Source organism: Pseudomonas sp. PDM17 (genome assembly GCF_014851985.1).
Taxonomy (GTDB): domain Bacteria; phylum Pseudomonadota; class Gammaproteobacteria; order Pseudomonadales; family Pseudomonadaceae; genus Pseudomonas.
Map to the genome: position 1 here is coordinate 62717 of NZ_JACVAT010000009.1, position 20349 is coordinate 83065.

At 65.6% G+C, this 20349-nt stretch carries 18 protein-coding genes and 1 pseudogene; 9 read left to right on the forward strand and 10 right to left on the reverse strand.

Features of this window, described 5'->3' with window-relative positions; genetic code table 11:
- Positions 1–3: 3 nt before the first annotated feature.
- Together IB256_RS26635 and IB256_RS26640 are read right to left on the reverse strand one after the other, a co-directional pair.
- Positions 4–765, reverse strand: coding sequence for a M48 family metalloprotease (locus IB256_RS26635; protein ID WP_192295028.1), 762 nt, complete (start codon positions 763–765; stop codon positions 4–6).
- A 129-nt stretch (positions 766–894) separates the two neighbouring features.
- A complete protein-coding gene (locus tag IB256_RS26640) occupies positions 895–2241 on the reverse strand; it encodes a class II 3-deoxy-7-phosphoheptulonate synthase (RefSeq protein WP_192295027.1) in 1347 nt (448 codons plus the stop codon).
- Between the two features lie 419 nt (positions 2242–2660).
- Between IB256_RS26640 and IB256_RS26645 the strand changes: the two genes are divergently transcribed.
- Positions 2661–3422, forward strand: coding sequence for a spermidine synthase (locus tag IB256_RS26645; protein WP_192224322.1), 762 nt, complete (start codon positions 2661–2663; stop codon positions 3420–3422).
- A gap of 13 nt (positions 3423–3435) precedes the next feature.
- Here the strand turns inward: IB256_RS26645 and IB256_RS26650 are convergent, their stop codons facing one another.
- From IB256_RS26650 to IB256_RS26660, 3 genes are all read right to left on the reverse strand, one after another.
- A complete protein-coding gene (locus IB256_RS26650) occupies positions 3436–5103 on the reverse strand; it encodes a ShlB/FhaC/HecB family hemolysin secretion/activation protein (RefSeq protein WP_192295026.1) in 1668 nt (555 codons plus the stop codon).
- Positions 5104–5187: 84 nt separating this feature from the next.
- Positions 5188–6828, reverse strand: a complete 1641-nt coding sequence (locus IB256_RS26655) for a collagen-like triple helix repeat-containing protein (RefSeq protein ID WP_192404676.1) — start codon at positions 6826–6828, stop codon at positions 5188–5190.
- Positions 6829–7087: 259 nt separating this feature from the next.
- Positions 7088–7879 (reverse strand): crotonase/enoyl-CoA hydratase family protein, encoded by a 792-nt coding sequence (locus IB256_RS26660; protein ID WP_192295024.1) that lies wholly within the window; start codon positions 7877–7879, stop codon positions 7088–7090.
- Positions 7880–8181: 302 nt separating this feature from the next.
- Between IB256_RS26660 and IB256_RS26665 the strand changes: the two are divergent.
- Positions 8182–9914, forward strand: a pseudogene (locus IB256_RS26665) (DEAD/DEAH box helicase).
- Positions 9915–10005: 91 nt separating this feature from the next.
- On the opposite strand, the gene IB256_RS26670 reads toward IB256_RS26665, so the two are convergent.
- Positions 10006–10776, reverse strand: a complete 771-nt coding sequence (locus IB256_RS26670) for a DODA-type extradiol aromatic ring-opening family dioxygenase (RefSeq protein ID WP_192404677.1) — start codon at positions 10774–10776, stop codon at positions 10006–10008.
- Positions 10777–11029: 253 nt separating this feature from the next.
- Here IB256_RS26670 and IB256_RS26675 point away from each other — a divergent pair, with 253 nt between their 5' ends.
- Together IB256_RS26675 and IB256_RS26680 are read left to right on the forward strand one after the other, a co-directional pair.
- On the forward strand, positions 11030–11224 hold the full coding sequence (locus IB256_RS26675) for a hypothetical protein (RefSeq protein ID WP_192295022.1): 195 nt from the start codon (positions 11030–11032) through the stop codon (positions 11222–11224).
- Positions 11225–11235: 11 nt separating this feature from the next.
- Entirely contained in the window at positions 11236–11892 is a 657-nt protein-coding gene (locus IB256_RS26680) for a thiopurine S-methyltransferase (protein WP_192295021.1), read from the forward strand.
- A 55-nt stretch (positions 11893–11947) separates the two neighbouring features.
- On the opposite strand, the gene htpX is transcribed toward IB256_RS26680, so the two are convergent.
- The 3 genes from htpX to IB256_RS26695 all read right to left on the reverse strand — a co-directional run bounded on the left by htpX (position 11948) and on the right by IB256_RS26695 (position 14676).
- The gene (gene htpX / locus IB256_RS26685; RefSeq protein WP_081518629.1) at positions 11948–12823 is read right to left on the reverse strand and encodes a protease HtpX; all 876 of its coding nucleotides are present in this window, start codon (positions 12821–12823) and stop codon (positions 11948–11950) included.
- Positions 12824–12995: 172 nt separating this feature from the next.
- Positions 12996–13436 (reverse strand): hypothetical protein, encoded by a 441-nt coding sequence (locus IB256_RS26690; RefSeq protein ID WP_192295020.1) that lies wholly within the window; start codon positions 13434–13436, stop codon positions 12996–12998.
- A 28-nt stretch (positions 13437–13464) separates the two neighbouring features.
- Positions 13465–14676: a pyridoxal phosphate-dependent aminotransferase gene (locus IB256_RS26695; protein WP_192404678.1), complete on the reverse strand. Its 1212-nt coding sequence runs from the start codon at positions 14674–14676 to the stop codon at positions 13465–13467.
- A gap of 291 nt (positions 14677–14967) precedes the next feature.
- On the opposite strand from IB256_RS26695, the gene msrB reads away from it, so the two are divergent.
- The 3 genes from msrB to IB256_RS26710 all read left to right on the forward strand — a co-directional run bounded on the left by msrB (position 14968) and on the right by IB256_RS26710 (position 16476).
- On the forward strand, positions 14968–15363 hold the full coding sequence (msrB, locus tag IB256_RS26700) for a peptide-methionine (R)-S-oxide reductase MsrB (RefSeq protein ID WP_081518626.1): 396 nt from the start codon (positions 14968–14970) through the stop codon (positions 15361–15363).
- Positions 15364–15523: 160 nt separating this feature from the next.
- Positions 15524–16006, forward strand: a complete 483-nt coding sequence (locus IB256_RS26705) for a glutathione peroxidase (RefSeq protein ID WP_192295019.1) — start codon at positions 15524–15526, stop codon at positions 16004–16006.
- Positions 16006–16476 (forward strand): MarR family winged helix-turn-helix transcriptional regulator, encoded by a 471-nt coding sequence (locus IB256_RS26710; protein WP_138214810.1) that lies wholly within the window; start codon positions 16006–16008, stop codon positions 16474–16476. Before IB256_RS26705 ends, IB256_RS26710 begins: the two co-directional genes overlap by 1 nt.
- 1 nt (position 16477) lies before the next feature.
- Here the strand turns inward: IB256_RS26710 and IB256_RS26715 are convergent, their stop codons facing one another.
- Complete coding sequence (locus IB256_RS26715) at positions 16478–18859, reverse strand: ATP-binding protein (RefSeq protein WP_405307452.1); 2382 nt, start codon at positions 18857–18859, stop codon at positions 16478–16480.
- A gap of 94 nt (positions 18860–18953) precedes the next feature.
- Between IB256_RS26715 and IB256_RS26720 the strand changes: the two genes are divergently transcribed.
- Both IB256_RS26720 and IB256_RS26725 read left to right on the forward strand, forming a co-directional pair.
- Complete coding sequence (locus IB256_RS26720; protein ID WP_192404680.1) at positions 18954–19850, forward strand: ATP-binding protein; 897 nt, start codon at positions 18954–18956, stop codon at positions 19848–19850.
- Positions 19847–20329 carry a GAF domain-containing protein gene (locus IB256_RS26725; protein WP_192404681.1) on the forward strand — a complete coding sequence of 161 codons (483 nt, stop codon included), beginning with the start codon at positions 19847–19849 and terminating at the stop codon, positions 20327–20329. Before IB256_RS26720 ends, IB256_RS26725 begins: the two co-directional genes overlap by 4 nt.
- The last annotated feature ends 20 nt before the right edge of the window (positions 20330–20349 follow it).

Below are 20349 nucleotides of genomic sequence, written 5' to 3' on the forward strand. Positions count from 1 at the left end.
GGATCACTTGCCGCTGGCGATGCGCTGGCGGATGTGGTCCGCGCGCTGCTGCGAGCCGGGGTGCGAGTCGAACATGCTGCTCTCCTGGCCGCCGCTCAGCTTGGCCAGCTTGTCGAAGGCGGTGGCCAGGCCTTCCAGCGGGATGCCACGCTTCTTCAGCAGGTCGAAGGAGTAGTCGTCGGCGGCCGACTCCTGGGACTGGGAGAACTGTGCGTTGACCAGCGCTTCGCCGATCTCGCCCAGCTGCGACTGCGACAGTGCGGCCACGGTGGCATTGCCCGAGGCGGCAGCAGCGTTGCGTGCGGCGGCGGCTGCGTAGGCGGTCTGGGTGGCTTTCTTGATATGGCCCAGGGCGACGTGGCCGATCTCGTGGCCGACCACGCCTTCCACTTCGTTGTCGTTCATCAGGTCCATCAGGCCGGAGTAAACGCGCACGCAGCCGTTGGCCATGGCAAAGGCGTTGACGTCGTCGGTGAGGTAGACCTTGTAGTTGACCGCCGTGCCGTTGAGCGGGTTGCCCAGAGCGGCGGCGATCTTGTCCAGGCGCTGGGTATAGGGGCTGGAGGCCGGCGCGATCTGCGCTTCAGCATCCTGCTTGGCGCAGGCTTCGTCGGCGACCTGCTTGATCTCGGCGTCGCTCAGGGTGGCGGCCTTCATGGCCATCATGCCGGACTGCATGAGGCTGTCGGTGTTCACGTTCTGGCAGCCGGAGAGGGCTGCGGCGGCGCCAATGACGAGGGCGAGGAGGGAGCGGTGCAGTTGCATCGGGATCTTCCTTGGTTGACGGTTTCCATGGCGCGGCGGCTGCCGCGCGGGGCGCCACTCTAGGTAGGCGCCCCCGGCCGCGTCAATGCGGGCAGTGTTTTTAGGACTGCTCTGAGACCCGTGTCGGACTCAGCGGCGAACCTGTTTCAGGGTTTCCGCAATGAGGAAGGCCAGCTCCAGCGACTGGTCGGCGTTCAGGCGCGGATCACAGTGGGTGTGGTAGCGGTCGCTCAGGCCATCCTCGGTGATCGGCCGCGCGCCACCGATGCACTCGGTGACGTTCTGCCCGGTCATCTCGATGTGGATGCCGCCGGCATAGCTGCCCTCGGCCTGGTGCACTTCGAAGAACTGCCGGACCTCGGTGAGGATGCGCGCGAAGTCGCGGGTCTTGTAGCCGCTGGAGGCCTTGATGGTGTTGCCGTGCATGGGGTCGGAACTCCACAGCACCTGCTTGCCTTCGCGCTGTACCGTCTGGATCAGGCGCGGCAGGCCGTCGCCGACCTTGTCCGCGCCCATGCGCACGATGAGGTTGAGGCGGCCGGGGTCGTTCTCCGGGTTGAGGATGTCGATCAGTCGGATCAGCTCCTCGCTGTCCATGCTCGGGCCGACCTTCACGCCGATGGGGTTGCCGACGCCTCGGAGCATTTCCACGTGGGCGCCGTCGAGCTGGCGGGTGCGGTCGCCGATCCACAGCATGTGCGCCGAGCAGTCGTACCAGCCGCCGGTGAGGCTGTCGCGGCGGATGAAGGCTTCCTCGTAGTTCAGCAGCAGCGCTTCGTGGGCGGTGAAGAAACTGGTCTCGCGCAGTTGCGGCGCGGTATCCAGGCCGCAGGCGCGCATGAAGGCGAGGGTCTCGTCGATGCGGTCGGCCAGTTGCTGGTAGCGCTCGGACAGCGCCGAGTTGGCGATGAAGTCCAGGTTCCACTGGTGCACCTGGTGCAGGTCGGCGAACCCGCCGCCGGCGAAGGCGCGCAACAGGTTCAGCGAGGCAGTGGACTGGTGGTAGGCCTGCAGCAGGCGCTCCGGATCCGGCACGCGGCTCTTCTCGTCGAAGCCGATGCCGTTGACGATGTCGCCGCGGTAGGCGGGCAGGGTCACGCCGCCGATGGTTTCATCGCCGGAGGAGCGCGGCTTGGCGAACTGCCCGGCCATGCGCCCGACCTTCACTACCGGACAGCCGGCGGCGAAGGTCATCACCACGGCCATCTGCAGCAGTACCTTGAAGGTGTCGCGGATCTTCGCCGCGGAGAACTCGGCGAAGCTTTCGGCGCAGTCGCCGCCCTGCAGCAGGAAGGCGCGGCCGGCGGTGACCTCGGCGAATTGCCGGCGCAGCTCGCGCGCCTCGCCAGCGAACACCAGCGGCGGGAAGCTGGCCAGGGTGCGCTCGACTTCGCTCACGCGGTTGGCGTCGGGGTAGGCGGGCTGTTGCTGGATCGGCTTGCTTCTCCAGCTATCGGGGCTCCAGGGCAGGCTCATCGGCGGGGTCTTCGCGGCTGTGGACAGTATCCGCCCATGGTATCAGCTCGGCTTTTGCCCCGCGCGTGGTCGCTGGCGTGTGAAGAGAGGGGGGACATCCTTGTCCAGGGGAACACGGGTCTTCGGAACTCGTTGGTGCGATCAGCCGTCTGCGCGGTACGCGCGAGCGTGCCGTGTCTGGAGTCCGGGCGGGGAAAGGTGGCGTGCCGAGAGAGCTTGGGAGGTGTTGCGCTGGTGCATGCTCGGTTGTGCCTCTTGGGCTGTTATTCTTGCGGCCTTGCTGACGTGTCGGTCGTGGTTGGCCGTCTTGATTCGAAGGATTATTGCGTGCGCGAGCCCCTGTATTTCAATGGCAATCCGTGCCGTTCGCCGCTCCCGGCGGATCGCATTGTCACGACCGTTTCTGCCCGGAGCCGGTCATGAGCGAGGAGCTGCTGAGCGAAGAGTTGCTGATCGTCGAGGAGCGCGATGACTTCGGCGTGATACGCGTCGTGGAGAGCGGTGCCTTCCGCTACCTGGAGTTCGGCGACGAGGTCGAGCAGAGCTGCGTGCTGATGGGTGATCCGAGCTGGCTGGAATACGACTACTCGCGCGCCATGCTGGTCGGTGCGCTGTGCCATCCGCGCCCGCGCCGCGCGCTGTTCCTCGGCTTCGGCGCGGGCAGCCTGACACAGGCTTGCCTGAAGTACCTGCCGCTGGAAGAGGTGGAAGCCATCGAGCTGCGCCCATCCATCCCGCGCCTGGCCCGCGAGCACCTCGGGCTGGTGGACGACCAGCGTCTGAACCTGCGCATCGGCGACGCCGTGCAGGAGCTGGCCGAGTGCGAGCCGGCGGACCTGATCTTCCTCGATCTCTACACCGATACCGGGCCGGCGCCGGCGCACATTGGCTGGGACTTTCTCGGTGCCTGTCGCGAGCGTCTGAAGCCGGGCGGTTGGCTGGTGATCAACCAGTGGAGCACCGACGATGGCCGGCCGCTGGGCGCCGCGCTGCTGCGTGGACGCTTCAACCGGCATTACTGGGAGTGCCCGGTGCCCGAGGGCAACGTGATCGTCTTCGTTCCTGCCGAACTCGACCAGGAGCTGAACCTGCGCGGCCTGAAGAAGCGCGTCGGCCAGCTCGAACCCAAGCTGGGCTATTCGCTGCGTACCTACATCGAGTCACTGCGCCCGGCGCAGTGACTCTCCGCATCCCTCAGGGGATCTGGTAGCTGAAGGCGAAGTTCAGCCGCGGGCTGCGCTCGTTGTTGTCCAGCGCGCGGTCGCCGAAAGGCTTGGCGACCTCCATCGACACCAGGTAATGCTTGCGGTTGGAGAAGCGCACGCCCAGTGCTGCCGAGCCGAGCTTGCCTTCGTTCAGGCCGTCCTGGTTGTAGCGGGTGCGTGCGGTGTCTACGACGAAATAGGGCTGAATCTGGTTGAGCACCGCGCTCTGCCGCAGGAAGGAATAGTTCACCTCGTAGGAGGCGCCCCAGCCCTTGTCGCCGCTGGCCTGGTCGTCCGGATAGCCGCGGCCGAAGTTGCCGCCGCCATAGGTGACCTGCTCGGAGTCGGGCAGCACGTCGTCGCTCCACTGGAAGGCAGCACTCACCACGCCCTGCCAGTTGGAGCCGAACTGGTCCTGCTGCGCGCCAAAGCCGAGCAGGCGGGTGAAGTTCTTCTTGATCGGCTCCGGCGCTTCCGCGCCCATGCCGTTCAGCCCCTGGTAAACCGCCACGCTGCCGGCGCGCACGCGCTTCTCGGCGAACTGCTGGACGACGGTTTCGATACCCACCACGCGCAGCTTGCTCTTCTGTTCGATACGGAAGGGGATGGCCGGGTAGACCAGGTCGTAGGTGCTGGTGTCGTTGACTGTGTAGCCACGCAGGTTGAGGTCCCAGGTCAGGTCGCGGCGCAGCATCAGCGGGATGCCCAGGCCGGCGCTGACCCGCTCGTTCTGCCGCTTGCGTTCGAACTCCAGGCCGCTGGCCAGGCGCAGGTTCTCGCCGGGGCGCGAGTTGTACTTGCTGTAGCCGGCCAGCAGCTGCACGCCGTTGTCGCCCAGCAACTGGCTGTAGTTCCAGGCGCGGTAGTACTCGTGGTCGTCGCCCGGCGGGTAGAGGTAGCTGAACTGCAGCTGCTCGCCCCAGCCAAGCATCGACATCACTTCGGCGTTGAACAGCCCGCGTTGCTCGCCGCGCCGGGAGTCGAGGTTCATCCCGGTATCGAAGCGCTTTTGCTTGCCAGCCAGTTCCAGCACCGCGCCACCGTCGCTGGTGGTGGGTGGGTTGAGCGCCATGGCCATCTGCATGCCGGGCACCCGGCTCATCAGCACGCTGAAGCGCTCGAAGCTCTCGCGGGTGAGGGGCTTTTCCGCTTTCAGCTTCTCGATCCAGCGGTCCACGCGCTGCTGGTGGACACCCAGGTCGCCCGCGGCGCGGACCTGGCTGATATGGCCCTCGACCAGCACGATGCGCGCGACGCCGCTGCGGAAGTCCTGGTTGGGCACGTAGGCGAAGGAGATGAAGTAGCCGTCGTCCTGGTAGCGCTGGGTGATGGCCTTGGCCGCCGCCACCAGTTCGCTGACCTGGATGGTGCGCTTGGTCAGGGGCTCCAGCAGGGGTTTCCAGGTTTCGACGGGGTAGTGCTTGCCGCCGGCCAGCTCGATGCGCTTGATACGGATGCGCTGCTGGAGGATCTGCGCGGGCTGGGTGGCTGAAGGTTCCGGCGCGGTGACCTTGGGGGCCTTGGGGCGGATGTCGCCGCCAGGGAGGTTGGGGCGGGGCAGGGTCTGTTCGATATCGGAGCCGGGAAGCTGGATCGGGCGCTCGGCCCAGGCGAAAGGTGCAGCCAACAACAGGGGCAGGACAGCAAGTTTGCGCATCTGGCTCCTCCATGAGACCGACTTCGATAAAGGACCAGGAGCCGTGGGCGGCTCCTGGTAACCACAGTATGGGTGTAATTCGGATTATTGCTTGGGCGTACCGATCGCCAATCCACCACCCAGTCCGCCGGTCACACCACCCAGCGCGCCACCCACGGCGCCCAGCGTATTGCCCAGCAGGCCTCCCTGACCGCTGGTACCGCCAGTCGTACCGGCGCCTGCGCCGACTGCCACGCCCGAACCCTGGGTGTTGCTGCCGATGCCCACGCCTGCCCCGGCGACCAGGCCGCCACCACCGGTGAGACTGCTGGTCACGCCGCCGACGGTGCCGGCCACGCCGTTGACCAGGCCGCCTACCGGGTTGCTGCCGCCAGTGGCGCCGCCCAGAGAACCGGTGAGGCCGCCTACTGCGCCAGTCACACCGCTGACCAGGCCACCCACCGGATTACTGCCGCCGGTGGCGCCGCCCAGGGATCCGGTGAGGCCGCCCACTGCGCCGGTCACACCACTGACCAGGCCACCCACCGGATTGCTGCCGCCAGTGGTGCCGCCCAGGGAGCCGGTGATGCCGCCCACGGCACCGGTCACGCCGCTGACCACGCCGCCCACTGGATTACTGCCGCCGGTGGCGCCAGCCAGTGCGCCGGTGACGTTGCCGAGCAGACCACCGCCCGGATTGCTGCCATTGACCAAGCCGCCGGCCGCGCTGACTGCCTGACCCGCATCGCTGACGATTCCGCCGACCGGTGCCAGCGCCGGATTCGCGCTGGCTACCTGGTTGCCTGTCTGGGTCACAACACCGCCGACGGTGGTCAACAGGTTGTTCACCGGCGCTCCCAGTCCGGTGGCGGCGCCGACGCCGCGAGTGGTTCCTTCGACCTTGCCGACCAGTCCGGCGGTGGTGCCGCTGAGCTGGGTGGTCAGTTGGCTCAGCGGGCCGGTGGTCACTGCGCCGCTGAGAGAGTCGCCGAGCATGGTGATCTTGCCGCCGACGCCGTCCACCAGGCCGCCGACCTGGCCGGTCAGGCCATTGAGCGGGGTGTTGGCCAGCACCGGGGCATCACCGATGGCCGCCACGGTGTCGCCCAGGCTGCTGACTGCGCCTCCGGTGTGGCTGACCAGGCCAGTGGCGCCGGCGACGGTGGTGCCAATGGCGTTGGGGTTGTTGCCCAGCTGGCCGAGGCCGTTGGTGACGCCGGTGCCGACGCTGTCCACACCGGCGCCGACTTCCTGGACCAGCGTCCCGGCATTCTGCGTGACGCCATTGCCCAGCACCGGCAGATCGACTGTCTTCACCACGGCGCCGACGGTGCTCACGGTGTCGCCGACATTGGAGACCGCTTCGCCGGTATTGGTCAGGATATTGCCGGTGGTGCTGGCTGGCGGAGTGGTGGTGCCGCCGCCTGTGCCGTCGCCGCCGCCCGTTCCTCCGGTACCGCCAGTGCCTCCGGTTCCGCCGGTGCCGCCGGTTCCGTCGGTGCCGCCCGTACCGCCAGTGCCGCCGGTACCGCCAGTTCCATCGGTTCCGCCGGTGCCGCCGGTTCCATCGGTCCCACCGGTACCGCCAGTGCCGCCGCTGCCATCGCCGCCGGAACCGGCGCCATCGTCGGTGCTGCTGCTATCGGAAGCGCGGTGGTGACTGCTGCCGCCGTGGCTGCTGCAACCTTGCAGCGACAGGGCAACGACGAGAAGGGAAAGTGCGAAAACACGAATCGGACCTGACATAGCGAATTCCTCCATGAGAACGTCAGTCAGCTGGCTGCCCGGTTCGGTATCCCGGCGAGTCGCTGCGCTGCTCTGGAGTCAGTTCTAGAGGTTTGTTTTCAGGCGCGAAATTGGAACTTGTATATAGCCGTTTTGTGTTTGGCAGGTCTTTGAATTAAAAGGAAAAACTAAAGGATTATGGCGACTTGCCAGGCGTTTTTAATACCTTGGATATAGCGCTTTTCGCACGATGGTTCCGTTTGGCGTTTTCCCGGTGCGTTCATTTGCCCTGGAAACGGCCTTCGCGGCGCTCGAGCATGGCGTTCAAACCCTCCTGCGCATCCTCGGTGGACAGCAGCTCGCTGGCCATCGCCGGCAACAGTCGCGCTGCCGCTTCCTCACCTTCGTCGAGACTGCGGCGCGCGGAAGCCAGGGTGGCGCGGATGCCCAGCGGCGCCTGGGCGGCGACCCGCTGGGCCAGCCACAGCGCACGGGGCATCAACTCTTCGGGCGCGGTGACTTCCTGAACCAGGCCGATGCGATACGCCTCGTGGGCGTCGAAGGGATCACCGGTGAGCAGCCAGCGCATCGCGTTGCCCCAGCCGGCCACCTGGTGCATGCGCAGGGTGGCGCCGCCGAAGGGGAAGATGCCGCGCTGCACTTCGAGCTGGGCGAAGCGCGCATTGCTGGCGCACAGGTTGATGTCGGCGGCGAGCATCAGTTCGATGCCCAGGGTGAAGCAGTAGCCCTGCGCGGCCACCAGCAGCGGCTTGGTCAGGCGCCGGCCGCCGAAGGTGCCCCACGGATCGGCGGAGCCCTCAGGCATGGTCCAGCCGGTGCGGAAGGTCTCGCCGATGTTGGCCAGGTCCAGGCCGGCGGTGAAGTGATCACCGTGGGCGAACACCAGGGCGCAGCGCAGGTCGTCGTCGCGCTCGTATTCGCCGAAGGCCTGCACCAACTGGGTAAGCATCTCCAGGTCGAAGGCGTTACGCTTGTCGACCCGGTTCAGGCCGAGCAGCAGGACGTGGTCATGACGTTCGACGGTGATGCGCGGTTCGCTGCTGGCGGTCATCGGCGGGCTCCGGTCAGGTGGCTTGCACGGTATAGCCGGCAGGGACGGGGTTGTCCACGGAATGACCGTTCGCCGGGCATGTTCCGAAAAGAAACACATTGGTCAGGTTTTTCCGGTATGATACGCGCCGGCCAAACGCTGGCCTCGTTTCGGATCCCGCATTCTCCCGCAGTTTCACACTCGGGCTATGTGTCCGCAGTGCGGACTTCCTTGACGCATTCTTCCAATCTTCATTTCGCAAATCCCCGCTTCCAGCTGCCTGGGTGACTTCACTGTCGTACAGGGCATGCGCAGCTCGGCTATTGGGTCTTTGCGGATGTACTTAGAGGCAAAACCCATGACCCAGGAAACCGCCGGCTTCGCCGCGCTCGGTCTTCACCCCAATGTTCTCGCTGCCATTGCCGCTGTCGGTTATGAAGAGCCGTCGCCGATCCAGGCCCAGTCGATCCCGGTGATCCTCGAAGGTCACGACATGATCGGCCAGGCCCAGACCGGTACCGGCAAGACCGCTGCCTTTGCGCTGCCGATGCTGTCGCAGATCGAGCCGAGCCGCCGCGTTCCGCAGGTGCTGGTACTGGTACCGACCCGCGAGCTGGCCCTGCAGGTTGCTACCGCTTTCGAAACCTATTCCAAGCAGATGCCGGGCGTCGGCGTCATTGCCGTCTACGGCGGCGCGCCCATGGGCCCGCAGCTGAAGGCCCTGCGCCAGGGCGCCCAGGTCGTGGTCGCCACTCCGGGCCGCCTGTGCGACCACCTGCGCCGCGACGAAAACCTGCTGTCCACCGTCAAGAGCCTGGTGCTCGACGAAGCAGACGAGATGCTCAAGCTCGGCTTCATGGATGACCTTGAAGTAATCTTCGAAGCCATGCCGTCCAGCCGCCAGAGCGTGCTGTTCTCCGCGACCCTGCCGGCCTCGATCCGCAGCATCGCCGAACGCCACCTGAAAGAACCCAAGCACGTCCGCATCGCTGCCAAGACCCAGACTGTCGCCCGCATCGAGCAGGCGCACCTGATGGTTCACGCCGACCAGAAGCCGGCCTCGATCCTGCGTCTGCTGGAAGTCGAGCAGTTCGACGCGCTGATCGGTTTCGTCCGCACTAAGCAGGCCACCCTGGACATCGCCGAGCTGCTCGAGCGCCAGGGCTACCGTGCCGCCGCGCTGAACGGCGACATGCCGCAGGCCCAGCGTGAGCGTGTGATCGAGTCCCTGAAGGATGGCTCGCTGGACATCGTCATCGCCACCGACGTCGCCGCCCGCGGCCTCGACGTGGCGCGCATCACCCACGTACTGAACGTGGACATGCCCTACGATCCGGAATCCTATGTACACCGTATCGGCCGTACCGGCCGTGCCGGTCGTGAAGGCCGTGCCCTGCTGCTGGTGACTCCGCGTGAGCGCCGCATGCTGCAGGTGATCGAGCGTGTGACTGGGCAGAAGGTTGGCGAAGTTCGCCTGCCGGACGCTGAAACCGTCCTCGAAGCGCGCCTGAACCGCTTGGCCACCGGCCTGCAACCGTTGCTGGCCAACGCCGTTGCCAGCCGTGGCGCCGTGCGTGACGAGCTGTGCCGTCGCCTGGGTACCGACATGGACACCCTGGCCGCCGTACTGCTGGCCAAGCTGACCGAAGGCAAGGCGCTGGACCTGGAATCGGTCCGCCGCGAACAGCCGCTGACCCCGGCCGCCCCGCGTGAGCGCAGCGACCGTTACGAGCGCAGTGAGCGTGGCGATCGCCCCGAGCGCGGCGACCGTCCGGAGCGCAGCGGCGCGCCGCGCACCATGGCTCCGCCGTCGGAAGGCAAGGCCCGCTGCCGTACCGCCCTGGGCGCCCGTGACGGCGTGCAGGCGAAGAACCTGCTGGGCGCCATCCTCAACGAGGGCGGCCTGTCCCGCGAGGCCATCGGCCGCATCCAGATCCGCGAGACCTTCAGCCTGATCGAGCTGCCGGAAGAGAACCTCGACCGTCTGCTGACCAAGCTCAAGGACACCCGCGTCGCTGGCAAGGCACTGCGTCTGCGTCGTTACCGCGAAGACTGATTCGTCAGTCCCCGCGCATGAAAAAGCCCCGCCATTGGCGGGGCTTTTTCGTTTCCGGTCCTGGACGGCTTCCCCTGCAGGGGTGGCTGCTTCAGCCGAAGCGATAGATATCCATTCCCAGCGCGCCGAGGGTGAAGCCGGCGTGCTCCACCGTCATCGCCGAGCCGCCGGCGCCACGGGCGAAGTACAGCGGCAACAGGTGCTCGTCGCGCGGGTGGTTGCGCGCTGCGTGCGGCGCCTGCTGGCGGTAGTCGAACAGGGCGGCTTCGTCATCGGCTTCCAGGTGCTGCACCATCCAGTCGCGGAAGGCCTTGGCCCACGGTGTGATGACTTCCGGGCCGGCGTGCCAGTCCAGTTCGCCCAGGTTGTGGGTGATGCTGCCCGAACCGATCAGCAGGATGCCTTCCTCGCGCAGCGCACGCAGGGCCGCGCCGATACGGCGCTGCATGGACGCGCCGAGGCGGCTGGGCAGGGACAGCTGGACCACGGGGATGTCGGCGCCCGGGTACATCAGGCTCAGCGGCACCCAGGCACCGTGGTCCAGCGGGCGCTCGGAGTCGAGGGTGGCCTGCAGGCCGTCCTCGGCCAGCAGCTCGACGACGCGCTGGGCCAGTTCCGGCGAGCCGGCGGCGGGGTACTGCACGGCATAGAGCTCGGGCGGGAAGCCGTAGAAGTCGTGCCAGGTCTCCGGCTTGGGCGATGCGGTGATGCGCAGGTCCGGGGTTTCCCAGTGGGCGGAGACCACCAGGATGGCTTTCGGACGTGGCAGCTCGCGGGCCAGGCGCTTCAGGGGCGCATCGCTGGCGCCGGGGTCCAGGGCTAACATGGGGGAGCCGTGGGAGATGAACAGGGCAGGGAGCATGGCGAACCTCGCTACTTGAATGGCTCTATGTTCACGCGGGTAAAGATCGAAATCCAGTATAGGTTTTTGACAGTAATGATCGTTTTTGTAGATTGTTCTGTCTGTGGCTATTCCCTTGAGGCGCATCGCTGTAGAAGTGCCAACTCGGTTGCAGAGTGATGGAGGCAGTCGCCTTAGCGCGCTTTGGCAGGATGTCAGTCGGACGATGCGTTAGAGTTTGCGGAAATTTCCGAAGCGAATGGCGAATTCGGCTATGCAACAAATTGAACAAGTCCTGGTGCTCGAGAGCGGCGACTGCCTCCATCTGGAGGACGGCACCGAGATCTGCGTGCAGCGGGTCCGTGGTAACCAGGTGCGGCTGAAGATCCTCGAAGCCGGCGAGCGTCAGCGCGAGCGGCGCGGTGCCTGGTGGCGCTGGCTGTTACCGCGCGTGATGCGCAGTGTTTGAACGGGTGACCTATGCAGCATGAATTCTGGCAGTCGCGCTGGGCGCGCAATGAAATCGGCTTCCACCAGCAATCGGTGAACCCCGGTCTGCAACGGCACTGGCCGAATCTGGAGTTGCCCGAGGAATCGCAGGTGCTGGTGCCGCTGTGTGGCAAGAGCCTGGACATGCTCTGGCTGGCGCAATGGGGGTACCGCGTGCTGGGTGTCGAATTGGCTGAGCGAGCCGCCGTCGACTTCTTCGCCGAACTGGGCGTTACGCCGCAGGTCACCGGGGAGGGCGCGCTGCGGCGCTATAGTTACGAGCGCCTGGAGATTCTCCAGGGGGATTTCTTCGACGTCACGGCCGAGCAGGTGGTCGAGTGCAGTGGCCTTTACGACCGCGCGGCGCTGATCGCTCTGCCGCCGGATCTGCGTGCCGACTACGTGGCGCACCTGCAGCGCATCCTGCCGCAACAGGCGCGCGGGCTGGTGGTCAGCCTGGAATACCCCCAGGCCGAGATGGATGGCCCGCCGTTCGCCGTGCTGGCGGATGAAGTGCGTGGGCTCTTCGTCGAGGGCTGGGAAGTGGCGGAAGTGGAGCGTCTGGACGTGTTGGCGGAAAACCCGAAGTTCCTCAAGCGCGGCGTCAGCCATCTGGATGAAGTGGTGTTCGCGCTGCGACGTGGCTGAATCGACGGTATGAAAAAAGGCGACCCGAGGGTCGCCTTTTTTATCGTTCCGAAACTCAGCGGCCAGCGGCGCGCAGGGCTTCGATACGGTCTTCCAGCGGCGGGTGGCTCATGAACAGGCCAGCCAGGCCGTGTTTGAGGTTGCCGTTGATGCCGAAGGCCTGCAGCGTATCGGGCATCTGCACCGGCACACCCTGTTCGGCGCGCAGGCGTTGCAGGGCGGCGATCATCGCGCCGGTGCTGGCCAGGCGGGCGCCGGCCTCGTCCGCGCGGTATTCGCGTTTGCGCGAGAACCACATGACGATGATGCTGGCGAGGATGCCCAGGACCAGCTCGGCGAAGATGGTCGCGACGAAGTAGCCGATACCCGGGCCGTCTTCGTTCTTCAGGATCGCCTTGTCGACGAAGTTGCCGAAGATGCGTGCGAAGAACATCACGAAGGTGTTCACCACGCCCTGGATCAGTGCCAGGGTGACCATGTCGCCGTTGGCCACGTGGCCGATCTCGTGGGCCAGCACGGCTTTCACTTCTTCAGGCGAGAAGCGCTCGAGCAGGCCCTGGCTGACCGCGACCAGTGCGTCGTTACGGTTCCAGCCGGTGGCGAAGGCGTTGGCCTCGTAGGCGGGGAAGATGCCTACTTCCGGCATCTTGATGCCAGCCTCGCGGGACAGCTCTTCCACGGTCTGCAGCAGCCACTGTTCGTGGCGGGTGCGCGGCTGGCTGATGATCTCGGTGCCGGTGCTCATCTTCGCCATCCACTTGGAGATGAACAGCGAAACCAGGGAGCCGGCGAAGCCGAAGACGGCGCAGAAAATCAGAAGGCTACCGTAATTCTGGCCGGTGAAACGGTCCACGCCGAGCAGTTTCAGGGTGATGCTGGCGATCACCAGAACAGCCAGGTTGGTGGCCAGGAACAACAGGATGCGCATCATGGCGTAAAGCTTCTCCTCACGGTGACATTGGCGAAAGCCGCAGTGGGTCGCGGCTTTCCGGATCGCCGGGCACAGGCAGGCACGGGATCGCTGAATAGTATGCGGGGTATATACGGTTGGCCCCCAGGCGATTCAACTCGGGGACTATTTCAACTTGTGTCGCCTGCCCGTGTTACGGGCGCCCCGGGTCGCTCTCGAAGAGTAGACGGGTCAGCCGCGCGACGCGTTCTCCGTGCCGGGCGGCCAGTGCCTCGCGCAACTGGTTGGCCAGCGTGGCCTGGTCGCGGCGCACGCTGGGCGGCAGTTCCTCGCCGTCGCGCACGGCATGGGGGACGATGCGGGTCAGGCGCATGAAGGCCTTTTCGCTGAGCACCGCCTGGTCCAGCGCCTCGTAGCGAATGGTGGTCTCGAAGCGCAGATAACCTTCATCGGCCAGCCACAGCAGCGCACCCAGGCAACTCTGGTGGCGGGTGCTGGGCAGGCCGAACTCGTCGGGCTCCTCCCGGCCGATCAGGTCCTCCACATAGAGGGCGATCTTGCGCGGGAAGGCCTGGTAGAGAGTCAGCAGGCCGGAAGCGGCATCCTTGTAGAAGTCGTCGATCTGCAGGTCCATTTATGCGCTGGGCTTCACTGGCGATGAGTTATTGGCGATAGGTTTTCAGGAAGTTGCCGATGCGTCCGATGGCCTGTTCCAGGTCATCGACTCGCGGCAGGGTAACCACCCTGAAGTGATCCGGCCAGGGCCAGTTGAAAGCGGTGCCCTGAACGATGAGCAACTTCTCGGAAAGCAGCAGGTCGAGGACGAATTTCTCGTCGTTGTGGATCGGGCAGACCTTCGGGTCGATGCGCGGGAAGGCATAGAGCGCGCCCATGGGCTTCACGCAGCTGACGCCGGGAATGTCGTTGAGCAGTTCCCAGGCGCGGTTGCGCTGTTCCAGCAGGCGCCCCCCCGGCAGGACCAGGTCGTTGATGCTCTGGTAGCCGCCCAAGGCGGTCTGGATGGCGTGCTGGCTCGGCACGTTGGCGCACAGGCGCATGTTGGCCAGGATATCCAGGCCTTCGATGTAGCTCTGCGCCTTGTGTTTCGGGCCGGAAATGGCGATCCAGCCGGAGCGGAAGCCCGCCACGCGGTAGGACTTGGACAGGCCGTTGAAGGTCAGGCAGAGCACGTCCGGCGCCAGGGAGGCGGTGGAGATGTGCTGGGCCTCGTCGTAGAGGATCTTGTCGTAGATCTCGTCGGAGAAGATCACCAGGTTGTGCTGGCGCGCCAGTTCGACGATGTCCAGCAGCACTTCCCTGGAGTAGACCGCGCCGGTGGGGTTGTTCGGGTTGATCAGCACCAGGGCCTTGGTGTTGCTGGTGATCTTCGCCTTCATGTCGGCGACGTCGGGGAGCCAGCCGGCCTGCTCGTCGCACAGGTAGTGCACCGGCTTGCCGCCGGAGAGGGCGACGGAGGCGGTCCACAGCGGGTAGTCGGGCGCCGGGATCAGCACCTCGTCACCATTGTTGAGCAGCGCCTGCAGGGCCATGACGATCAGCTCGGACACGCCGTTGCCCAGGTAGATGTCCTCGATGCCGACGCCTTCCACCTGCTTCTGCTGGTAGTACTGCATCACCGCCTTGCGCGCGCTGAACAGGCCCTTGGAGTCGCTGTAGCCCTGGGCGGTCGGCAGGTTGCGGATGACGTCCTGGAGGATTTCGTCCGGCGCCTCGAAACCGAACGGCGCCGGGTTGCCGATGTTCAGCTTGAGGATGCGGTGGCCTTCCTCTTCCAGGCGCTTGGCGTGCTTGAGCACGGGCCCGCGAATGTCGTAGCAGACGTTGGCGAGCTTGTTCGATTTGGTGACCTGCATGATCTGGGATTCCGAAATAGTCCGCGGCCGGCGACTTGGCAGGCTGTAACGCGGGTGACAGACTGGCGTCAAATGATCGGTTCGGAAGTGCTTTTCCCTGGTATCGACCCTGAAAATCGACAGGAAAACAGTGGAATTCTCGAAAAATTAGAGTTTTTAAGGCTTTTATATCGCGAGAATGTCTCTGTGCGGCAGATTCTGAACCTGATGTTAACCACGCGCATCATACGTGCGGCCCGATTCCCGGAAAAGGAGGCATCGGGCATTTTTTCCATTAATGGAGGCAGATCGATGGAAAAGCTGGAAAAGCCCCTGGATTCCTGGCGTGACGAACTCACCGACGAGCAGTTCCATGTCTGCCGCCTGGGCGGCACCGAACGCGCCTTCACCGGTGAGTACCACGACACCAAGACTCCCGGTATCTACCACTGCGTGTGCTGCGGCACCGCGCTGTTCGACTCCGACGCCAAATATGATTCGGGCAGCGGCTGGCCGAGCTACTTCCAGCCGGTGAACGGCGAGGTGGTCAAGGAGCTGGAAGACTTCAGCCACGGCATGCACCGCATCGAAGTGCGCTGCGGCAAGTGCGACGCGCACCTGGGTCATGTCTTCCCTGATGGGCCGCGGCCGACCGGGCTGCGCTACTGCATCAACTCGGCATCCTTGAAGCTGGTGCCCAAGGAGTGACCCCAAGGCCCGCCACCGAGCGGGCCTTTCTTTTGGGCGTTCACCTGTAGGAAGCATGATTCCTCGCTATTTCAGTGGGTGATTCGTGATCAATTGAATTGCGTGCAATTTAATTGATCACTATTCTTGGGGTTCCCACTTTCCCCCGGAGCCATGCCCCATGAGCGACGCACTGCTGAACATTCCCGTGACCACCATCAAGGGCGAACAGAAGACCCTCGCCGACTTCGGTGGCAAGGCCCTGCTGGTAGTGAACACCGCCAGCCAGTGCGGCTTCACCCCGCAGTACAAGGGGCTGGAAAAGCTCTGGAAGCAGTACAAGGACAGGGGCCTGGTGGTGCTCGGCTTCCCCTGCAACCAGTTCGGCAAGCAGGAGCCGGGCAACGAAGGCGAGATCACCCAGTTCTGCGAGCTGAACTTCGGCGTGAGCTTCCCGCTGTTCAAGAAGATCGACGTCAACGGCGCCGCGGCCCACCCGCTCTATGTGCAGCTGAAGAAGCGCGCTCCCGGCCTGCTGGGCAGCCAGGGCATCAAGTGGAACTTCACCAAGTTCCTGATCGGCCAGGACGGCCAGCTGGTCAAGCGTTTCGCTCCGACCACCAAGCCCGAGCAACTGTCCGCCGAGATCGAAGCGCTGCTGTGATGAAAGACGCTGTATCCCTGCCGGCCGAGCTGCAGCTGGACAACCAGCTGTGCTTCCGCCTGTACGCCGTGTCCCGCGCGGTGATCCGTGGCTACCGGCCGATGCTCGAGGCGCTCGGCCTGACCTACCCGCAGTACCTGGCCATGCTGGTGCTCTGGGAGTGGCAGGCCGAACCGCCGCAGCAGCCCTCGGTGAAGGCGCTCGGCGAGCGCCTGATGCTCGATTCCGGCACCCTCACGCCACTGCTCAAGCGCCTGGAGCAGCTGGGCCTGGTGCAGCGCCGCCGTGCGCAGCATGACGAGCGTGAAGTGCACCTGGGGCTGACGGCAGAAGGGGTGGCATTACGCGAGAAGGTGCTGCCGCTGCGAGAGGAGTTGCTCTGCCGCAGCGGCATCGACCTGAGCGTCACTGACGGCCTGCGCGAGCAGCTGGACAGCCTGCTGCTGCAGTTGTCGAAACTGGACGCCTGACTCAGTTGCGCGGCCGTGGCCCGGCCCAGCGTTCGAGGAGGGCCGCCAGCTCGTCGCGGTGAAAGGGCTTGGCCAGGTAATCGTCCATGCCGGCGGCGCGGCAGCGCTCGCGTTCCTCCGGCAGGGCGTTGGCGGTCAGGGCAACCACCGGCAGGTTCGGCCAGCGGCCACTCTCGCGGATTTCACGGGTGGCCTGGTAGCCGTCCATCACCGGCATGTTGCAGTCCATCAGTACCAGGTCGAACTCGGCGTCTTCGAGCTGCTTCAGCGCCTCCTCGCCGTTGATCGCGATGCCCACCTGGCAGCCCAGCTTCTGCAGCAGGCCGCGTGCGACCAGCTGGTTGACGGGGTTGTCTTCCACCAGCAGCACGCGGGCGGAGAATTGCTCCTGCGAGGTGGCGCCAGTCGTCTTCGATGAGGGCGACGGCTGGTGCTCGAAGGCCTGCTTCAGTGCCTGGTAGAGCACTGCGCGCGACAGTGGCCGCGCCAGTTGCCGCAGCGGGGCGAGGCGCTGGGCCAGCTCGGGGTCGAGGAAGTTGCCGTAGGCCGTGACCAACAGCACCGGCTTGGCGACGTTCTGGCGCAGCACGACCAGGCAGTCCGGGCAGTCCGAGAGCAGCGCGTCCAGCTCCACGCCGGCGAGGCTTTCGTCAATGTCCAGGCGCTGGTAGTCCACGCCCCATTCCGCCAGCCAGTTCTGCAGCAGCGCGGCGAGCCCGCTGCTGGCGGCGCACTGCACGACAAGCTTGCCGTTAAGTTTCGCCAACGGTTGCGCGGGCTCCAGTGTCTGCAGGGGCAGGGTGACGATGAACTCGCTGCCCAGGCCTGGCTCTGAGGTGACGCTCAGCTGGCCCTTCATCGCCTCACAGAGCTTGCGCGTCAGCGCCAGGCCCAGCCCGGTGCCGCCGTACTGGCGGGCGATGCCGGCGTCGGCCTGGGTGAAGGGCTGGAAAATCTTCTGCAGGGCCTCGGGTGCCACGCCGATACCGGTGTCGCGCACGCTGATGCGGACGCCTTGTTGCAGGGATTCGGCTCCCAGCGGCTCGACGCGCACATCGACGCGGCCGAAGCGGGTGAACTTGAGGGCGTTGGACAGCAGATTGCTGACCACCTGGCGCACCCGCGTCGGGTCGCCGGAGAGTTGCGCCGGCAGTTGCGGGCTGATCAGGCAGGTAAGTTCCACTGCAGGGCCGGCGTTCTGCGACAGCAGACTGGCGGTGTCTTCCACCAGGGTGCCGAGGTCGAAGGGAATCTGCTCCAGCTCCAGTTGGCCGGCCTCGAACTTGGAGAGGTCGAGTACGTCGTTGAGCAGCTCCACCAGCACCTTGCCCGAGTCGTGGGCGATGGACAGCTGCTGGTGTTGTTCGGCGGTCAGCGGGCCGTCCAGCGCCAGGCCGAGCATGCCCAGCAGGCCGTTGAGCGGGGTGCGGATCTCGTGGCTCATGTTGGCCAGGAAGTTGCCGCGCGCCTGGGCCATGGCCAGGGCGGTCTGCCGCGCCTGTTCCAGTTCCTGGTTGGACAGCGTCAGGCGTGCGTTGGCCGCCTTCAGTTCAGCGGTACGCGCGGCGACGATGCTTTCCAGCTCTTCCAGGTACTGGGTCAGGCGGTCTTCGGCTTCGCGGCGCTGCTCCATCTCCACCGAGATGCGATTGAGCTGGCGGTTGGTGACCTCCACCAGCACGCCGATCTCGTCGCGCTCATGCCCGCGTGGGCAAGGCAGACGCAGGCGCGAGGGCGAGCGCGGGTCGTGGCGGGAGAGGGCGTCGATCAGGCTCACCAGCGGCTTGGTCAGCAGCGCATAGAAGAGCACCAGCAGGATCAGCGAGAGCATCAGGCTGCGCACGAAGCCGGAGAGGAAGGTCATCCCGGCACGGCGCAGGAAGTCGTTGCCGAAGACGAAGGTGTCGATCTCCAGGCGCAGCACGCCAAGGGATTCGGCCGGTGCGTGCTCGACGAAAAGTGGTTCCTCGTAGGAGCGCTGCTCGCCGAAGAGGAAGTCGCTGAGACCGCGCAGGTGGCTTTCCGCTGGCGGCCGGTCGGCGCTGGCCAGGGGCACGTTGGCGTTGTCGATGATCTCGGCGCGGATCACCGCGGGCGAACGCAGCAGGCCCACGACCAGTTCCTGGGCCAGTTCGGCGTCGATGTTGTAGGCAATGCGCGCGGCGGGGTTGTGGCTGACGTCCAGCAGGGCGCGCACTTCGCGGTTGATGGAGGCGTCCTGGCTGGCATAATCGACGCCTACCTGGATGAGGCTGAGCAAGGTGCCCAGGATGAACGCCACCAGCACTGTCAGGCTGGCCTGCTTGAACGAGAGGCGATGTGTAAGCGCAATATCCATGGTTGCGGAGCGTCGCCTCGCAGAAGCTTTCCTGCGGCGTAGCATAGCCCATCGGAACCGTCTGTCGGGATAGCCCGAAGGCGAAGAAATTCCCGAGCATGCGCCCGGAGATTTTCCCCTGTAGAGCCTGGAGACTCACGTGGATTCCCGTCTGAACGATTTTCTCGCCCGCGCCGAAACGCTGATGGCGCGCCTGGAACCGTTGCTGCCCGCGGTCCGCGAAACAGTGGATTGGCAGCACAGCCTGGCGGCGCGCTGGCACCGTGACGGCCGCAGCGGCTACCTGCAGCCGCTGAAGGTCAGTCTCGACCTGCGCTTGGCCGACCTGCTGGGTGTCGACCGGCAGCGCGAGCAACTGGCGCGCAACACGCGGCAATTCGTGGCCGGCCAGCCGGCCAACCACGCGTTACTGTGGGGCGCCCGTGGCACCGGCAAATCCTCTCTAGTGCGCGCGTTGCTGGCGGAGCTGGCCGGCGAGGGGTTGCGCCTGATCGAGATTGAGCGCGACCACCTCGCCGACCTGCCGCGTGTGGTCGAGCTGATCCAGGGGCTGCCGCAGCGCTTCGTGCTGTTCTGCGACGACCTGTCGTTCGACGCGGGTGAGGGCGATTTCCGCGTCCTCAAGAGCGTGCTCGACGGCTCGCTGGAGCAGGCCCCGGACAACGTGCTGCTCTACGCCACTTCGAACCGGCGCCATCTGGTATCGGAAAAACAGAGCGACAACGAGAACTGGAAGATGGTCGACGGCGAGTTGCACCCCAACGAAGCCGTCGAAGACAAGATCGCCCTGTCCGACCGCTTCGGCCTGTGGTTGTCCTTCTATCCCTTCACCCAGGAGCACTTCCTCAGCGTGGTGCGCCATTGGGTCGAGGTGCTCGCACAGAAGTCCGGGCTCGCCGCCTGGACCTGGAGCGAGGAACTGGAGAAGGAAGCCATCCGCTGGGCGCTCGGACGCGGCAACCGGAATGGCCGCTGTGCCTATCAATTCGCCCGCTACTGGGTGGGCCGACAATTGCTGGAAGGAGACACTCCATGATCGATCTGCAACAGGCCGGCGCCGGCCTTGGCGGCTATGCGCTGCTGGCCGCGCAGGCGGAGTCGCTGTTCGCCGACGAGCGCGACTTCATTGCCAACGCCTCGCAGTTTTCCGCGTTCCTGTTCAACGAGCTGGCGGACCTGAACTGGGCCGGCTTCTACCTGAACCGCAACGAAGAGCTGGTGCTCGGCCCGTTCCAGGGTAAGGTCGCCTGCGTTCGCATTCCGTTCAGCAAGGGCGTGTGCGGCGCTGCGGCGCGTACCCGTGAAACCCAGCGTGTGGAGGACGTGCATGCCTTCCCCGGCCACATCGCCTGCGACAGCGCCTCCAACAGCGAACTCGTGGTGCCGCTGGTGAAGGACGGTCGGCTGATCGGCGTGCTGGACCTGGACAGCCCGTCGGTCGGCCGTTTCAGTGCGGAAGATCAGGCCGGTATCGAGCGCCTGGTGGAGATTTTCCTGCGCCTTTCTGACTGCTGATGGTTCGCGGGTAACAAAAA